Origin of the sequence: Mesotoga sp. UBA5847, assembly GCF_002432735.1 — a bacterium.
Taxonomy (GTDB): Bacteria; Thermotogota; Thermotogae; order Petrotogales; family Kosmotogaceae; genus Mesotoga.
In genome coordinates this window covers 23817-29238 of the sequence record NZ_DJGL01000090.1, presented here as the reverse complement: position 1 = coordinate 29238, position 5422 = coordinate 23817, and the positions used below count along the sequence as shown (strand labels likewise).

General features: G+C 45.8%; 5 protein-coding genes. 2 read left to right on the top strand and 3 right to left on the bottom strand.

What is annotated here, in order from left to right:
• The coding region (locus B3K91_RS11510) for an ROK family protein (RefSeq protein ID WP_292595218.1) at positions 1-789 on the top strand (789 nt) is incomplete at its 5' end.
• A 460-nt stretch (positions 790-1249) separates the two neighbouring features.
• Here B3K91_RS11510 and B3K91_RS11505 read toward each other — a convergent pair.
• The 3 genes from B3K91_RS11505 to B3K91_RS11495 form a co-directional block, all read right to left on the bottom strand.
• On the bottom strand, positions 1250-2692 hold the full coding sequence (locus B3K91_RS11505; protein WP_292589997.1) for a sensor histidine kinase: 1443 nt from the start codon (positions 2690-2692) through the stop codon (positions 1250-1252).
• Positions 2689-3360, bottom strand: a complete 672-nt coding sequence (locus B3K91_RS11500) for a response regulator transcription factor (RefSeq protein WP_214060901.1) — start codon at positions 3358-3360, stop codon at positions 2689-2691. Before B3K91_RS11500 ends, B3K91_RS11505 begins: the two co-directional genes overlap by 4 nt.
• A gap of 323 nt (positions 3361-3683) precedes the next feature.
• Positions 3684-4064 carry a hypothetical protein gene (locus B3K91_RS11495; protein ID WP_214060900.1) on the bottom strand — a complete coding sequence of 127 codons (381 nt, stop codon included), beginning with the start codon at positions 4062-4064 and terminating at the stop codon, positions 3684-3686.
• A gap of 179 nt (positions 4065-4243) precedes the next feature.
• On the opposite strand from B3K91_RS11495, the gene B3K91_RS11490 reads away from it, so the two are divergent.
• Complete coding sequence (locus B3K91_RS11490) at positions 4244-5293, top strand: BMP family ABC transporter substrate-binding protein (RefSeq protein ID WP_292589999.1); 1050 nt, start codon at positions 4244-4246, stop codon at positions 5291-5293.
• Positions 5294-5422: the final 129 nt, after the last annotated feature.

The window sequence follows — 5422 nt, the reverse complement described above, 5'->3', positions numbered from 1 at the left end:
AGCGCTGGCAAGACTTCTTCTGGTCTGGGAAAAAGGCAAGTACTTCTTTCCTTCAATCCCGGGAAAGCCTTTGTCATCTCAGTTGATGTCGGACTCGCAACAACCATAGTCGCCAGAGTCGATCTTTCAGTGAATGTCACAGACAAGTGCGAAATCGGAACATCCGAGAGCCCGGAGAGATTCGCTTGCGAATTGGTGGACTGCATTTCAGATCTTTGCAACAAAGGAAACGAGCTTCCTTCGTATTTGGTGATCTCTGCACCGGGTCTTGTTCGCGGTGATTTGAGAACTGCAATTAATGTTCCCTTGCTCCATTGGACCGACCTCGTACTTGCAGAACTCGTTGAGAGCCGACTTAAGCTGAAAGGGCTAGATTCTCCGGTAATGATCAACAACGATGCAAAACTGAGAGTTCTCGCTGAGGTAGCTCTTAACAGGGACATTCCTGATGATTTTGCGAACATAGTTTACGCTCTTGTTAAGGAAGGAGTCGGAATTGGACTGTTCATCAACGGCAGTATATATGTTGGAAGTAATCATATTGCTGGCGAATTTGGGTACATGTCTATCGATCCAAACGGACCGGAATGTTCATGTGGAAGAAAGGGCTGTTGGCTTACTATGGTTGGCTCGAGAGAACTTGATGATCTCGTTATAAGTGACAGACTGGATGATTACATCGAATCCTTCTCGATCGGTCTCATGAATATCGTAAACGGTCTTGATCCAGATCTGGTTGTAATTAGCGGCGCCCTTGAAGAATACTGGACAGCGTCCTGCCCTTGCTGAAAGCTAGACTGAAAAGCAACTCGTTATTCTATCAGTCCTCGATTGAAGTCATAAAGTCTGCTTTTGATGACAGAGAGGGCCCCATTTTTGGAGGGGCGTTGATGGGTTTGAGGAAGTATCTAGACATAGAAACGGGCGTTTTATAGCCCGAATTTGAAGAGAGGTGATAACAGTTGAAACGTGGAGTAGTGCTCTTGATAGCATTGTGATTTTTACTTACTGGAGCTACAACACTAAGCGGCTCTCCGATCAGCTGGCTCAGCAAGGAGTAAGCGGAGCGGGGAAGAAATCCCTTGGTTGATGAGAGATATTTGGAATAGCTTGATTTCAGGTACTTGACAGGTCGAATCAACTGCCGTGAGAATTGAAAGGTCTTCTGAATGAGACAGGAGGATGCAACGAGTATCCTCCTGTTTTCAATCAATCTCGCGATGAAATTATTCATTAACCTTTTCAAAGGTTAGAAGCTCTTAATGGGCAATTCAACGATTGTTGCCACTGCCGATTCTTCGTTCTTCACGAAGATCGTTCCTCCATGCAACTCGAGTATCCTTCTCGTTATGCTCAGCCCAAGTCCATTTTCGCCGCCGACTCCTTTGATGAATGGTTTGAAAAGCGTGGCCAGTCTTTCTTCTTCGATTCTTTCACCATCGTTTGCGAAGCGGATAACCACGTTCTCTTCTCTTTCATTGACTTCCATTGTGACCTCTATCGTATTTCTTGCATAGCGGATCTGATTGGAAAGAATGTTCTCTATCGCTATTGCCATTTGCTCTTCGTTTATTTGCTCAGTTATATTTCTCAGGTTCAGGTTCCAGTCTATGTCGTCTCTCTGGAAAGAAAAGCGCCCGACGGTATCTTCAATCAGTTCCGAAAGATTGACCTCTTCCGTCTCCAGGTTGTGACGCGACAGATACTCCAGTCTGGTGATAAACAGTAGATCCTTCACTCTCAGATCCATTCTCTGAATCTCTCTGTCAATAACATCTATCGCGCTATTTAGATCCCCACCAGGATAGATGCCATCTTTTATTGCCTGCGCGTAACTCCTGATAACCATTACAGGTGTTTTCAGCTCGTGCGAGATAAACTGGAGCATAGACTGCTGCTCTTTGTCCTGCTCGCTAAGACTCCTTCTCATGTTTTCAATTGAATCGGCAAGCTCTCCGATTTCGTCGCTTCTGTTCAAAGCAATCGGCTTATCCCAGTTTCTCTTGGATATCATTCTTACGTCTTCGGAGAGTCTCTTAAGAGGTTTAGTCATATATCTTGAGAAAACGATGATGACTATAAGACTTACCACTGTCATTATTGCCATCACCAGCAATAGTCTTGAGAGCAACGTCGATGAAAGAGTGTTCTTGTAGGTATCCCACATATAGGAAATCATTGTGACATCTCTTCCCGAAAGTTGACCGGACCGAACGACGTAGAAGAGACTCCTGTTGTTCAACCTGGCTTCATACCTCTCTGACGGTGTGTCTTGAACCTCTGCATTAGCTCTTATAGAATCAATCACAGGCAGAATCTCGGGCACTATCGTTCCGCTGATTACAATTCCCTTCGAAGTTGTAGTCGGCGAAGAGACTTTCTCAGTATCTTCCTGTGTCCTGAATCTATGCAGATAATTGTCTATGAGGTCAAACTCTCTGTCGAAAATGACTATATGTCCAACGTCTCTAGCATTTTTAAAGCTGTTCGTGTCAATGTCTTCAAAAGGAATGAATCCTCCCTGTAACTCTATCAGCTTGACTTCCTGGGCGTACTCTATGGTCCTGTACGCCTCGGTGGTGAAGAAGTCTCTTATCGACCATCTAAAGACGATTCCCAAGAGGAGAAACAAAATCGCGAGAACGGTGGCAAACAGTAGCCAAAGCTTGTCAGATAGGCTCCAGGCCCTCATATGTTCACGCTCTTATATCCGAATCCATATACGGTTTCAATCTTGAACTCAGGCATCTTCTTCCTCAGTCTTCTAACCAAATCATCGACCGCTCTATCGCTTCCGTAATGGTCGTAACCCCAGACTTTGTCCAGGATCTGGTCTCTAGAAAAGGGCTTGCCTCTGCCGTTAACGAAAAGAAGAAGCAGATCAAACTCCATTGAAGTGAGTTCGATGGCTCTAGATTCGTCATTTGTCTCTTCAATAACTGTTCTTCTCGCTTCATCGATTTTGTAGGGAGGAATTGTGATTACCCCTTCGGAACGACGGACCCTGTTGAGGATCTTCTTCACCCTTATAACTAGCTCTCTCGGAAGAAAGGGCTTGGGCATATAGTCGTCGCTTCCCATCTCAAGCCCGACTACTCGATCGATGTCTTTGTCTCTTGCAGAGATAAAGATTACCGGTATCACTGAATCTCTCTTTCTGATTTCTCTGAGGAGCTCGAATCCGTCAATTCCGGGAAGCATAATGTCAAGAATCCATATGTCTGGGGTGTCGTCTATTTCGTCGAAAGCGTCGTTTCCGTTTGTGAACGATCTGACTTCCCATCCCTCCTTTTCGAGATAAGAAGTGAGTACATTGTTCAGATTTCTTTCGTCTTCGACCAGATTGATTCTTGTTGCCATGAACTTCACCTCTAGAGTGCCAGCTCTCATTCAATAATAATCGATCACGTCAATAATAACTAACCAGTAGGCCAGACTGCCACTTTTTGTCTCAGTTGGAATTCGGCGGTCCGGCCTTTTTCAAAGAACTTCTTCACCGGAGGAACAAGAAACTACGACTCTATCTTACGGAATGTTTCACGTTCATCATCAGTCGTTTCCAGACCAGCACGCTCCTTTCTGTGTAGCGGATGGGGGGTCACGTTATCTATGTAAGACTGCATTTGCTCGTTCTGCATTGCGTCTCTCGTTTTCTTTTCGAAAGACTTTTCCACGGGTACTGCTTAAAGGTCGATGCTCTTGACTGCTACCACTATTGTCTCTGCGCCGTTGCTCACCCTTGTAATCTGGATAGAAAAGGCAGGTGGTCTGTAGATCTCTTCTTGGCCGGTTGAAAATGAACTGTACTGCTTGTAGACCGGTGTCATGTCGAGCAGCATTACTCTCGATATAGACTCCGAATCCCAGCGGCGGAGTGTATCCTTGAGCTGTTCCGGAGCAATCGTGCGGTTGTCGGTTACGAGGCGAGTTTCAGTTCCCTCAATTTCGCTGACGACAACTCTTTCTATAGATTCCAGTCCCAGTTCCTCTATTTTCTCAATGAGCCCGTTGATGGTCATTTCCGATTTGTTTGAAGATCGTTTTTTCTCGCCTGTGAGAACCATGTTTTCAACTCCTTTAGGGGGTTTATGGTTTAGCTTTAGTAATATTATAGGAAGAAATGTCCGGGAGAATTCGGGAATTCTGTGGGATATAATGGGATTTGTAGATCTGAGTTTTGCCGGCCTAGCAGTAACATTGTTTCGGCCGTACCGTTGCTCTGACTTTCTTAAGGAGGTGTTTTATGAAAGTAACTCTTGTCGCTGTTTTGGTTCTCTTTGCTTCCATTTTGATTGCAGAACCTCTCGGCATAGCGTTTGTCTATGTAGGTTCAGTAGACGACGGAGGCTGGACACAGAAACATGATGAGGGTCGGCAGTATATTGAGAAGGTATTTGGCGATCGGATAGAGACTTCATTCATTGAGAACGTAACCGAAGGCGAACAGGATCTTGAAGTGCTAAGAGGTTTCGCAGAGAGAGAAGTCAAGCTTGTTTTCAGCACAAGCTTCGGTTTCATGGACGATGTTGTAGAAGTTGCGAAGAACTTTCCCGGCACGGTTTTCATGCACTGCTCTGGTTACAAGACGGCAGAGAACCTGGGAACTTATTTCGGGAGAATATACGAACCGGCCTACCTGACAGGGTTGATCGCCGGGGAGATGACAAAGAGCGACTTGATAGGATATGTTGCCACTTTCAAGATTCCCGAAGTAATCAGGGGTATAAATGCGTTCGCAATAGGAGTTTCAAAGGCTAATCCAAATGCGCAAATTCACGTTATTTGGACTGAGACCTGGTTTGATCCCTCTTTAGAAGAGGAGGCGGCCGAGGCCCTCCTGGACCTTGGAGCCGATGTCATCGCCCAGAGCCAGGATTCACCGGCTGCCGTTCAGGCGGCCGGGCAGCGCGGCGTCTACGCTATTGGTTACAACACCGATATGAGCGCCTTCAGTCCAGACACTTTTCTTAGTTCCCCTGTGTGGAATTGGGGCATCTTCTATGAAAGAGTGATAAATGATTTGATGGACGACAAATGGATCAGCAATCAGTACTGGGGTGGAATCAGTGATGGGGTTGTAGACATAGTAATGAGCGACCTCGTTCCGGAGGCTCTGATGGACCTAGTGAAAAATGAAAGAAAGAGGATAATCGAGAGTGATCACCACCCGTTTGAGGGTCCTTTGATCGATCAAGAAGGAAACACGAGATATTCAAAGGGTGAGACGCCTACAGATGAAGAACTGTTAGCAATGGATTGGTTTGTCAACAATATCGTCGGCAGCCCTAAGTGAGGCTTATTATTGCAGTCTGATGGAGCATTCCTGCTACTCTGGTAAGAGATAAGAGCAGTTATCCGTTAACGGTCCGCCGTCTGAAGATCCGCTGGTCACTCTTGCCAGGAGACGATGATCGCTTTGAAG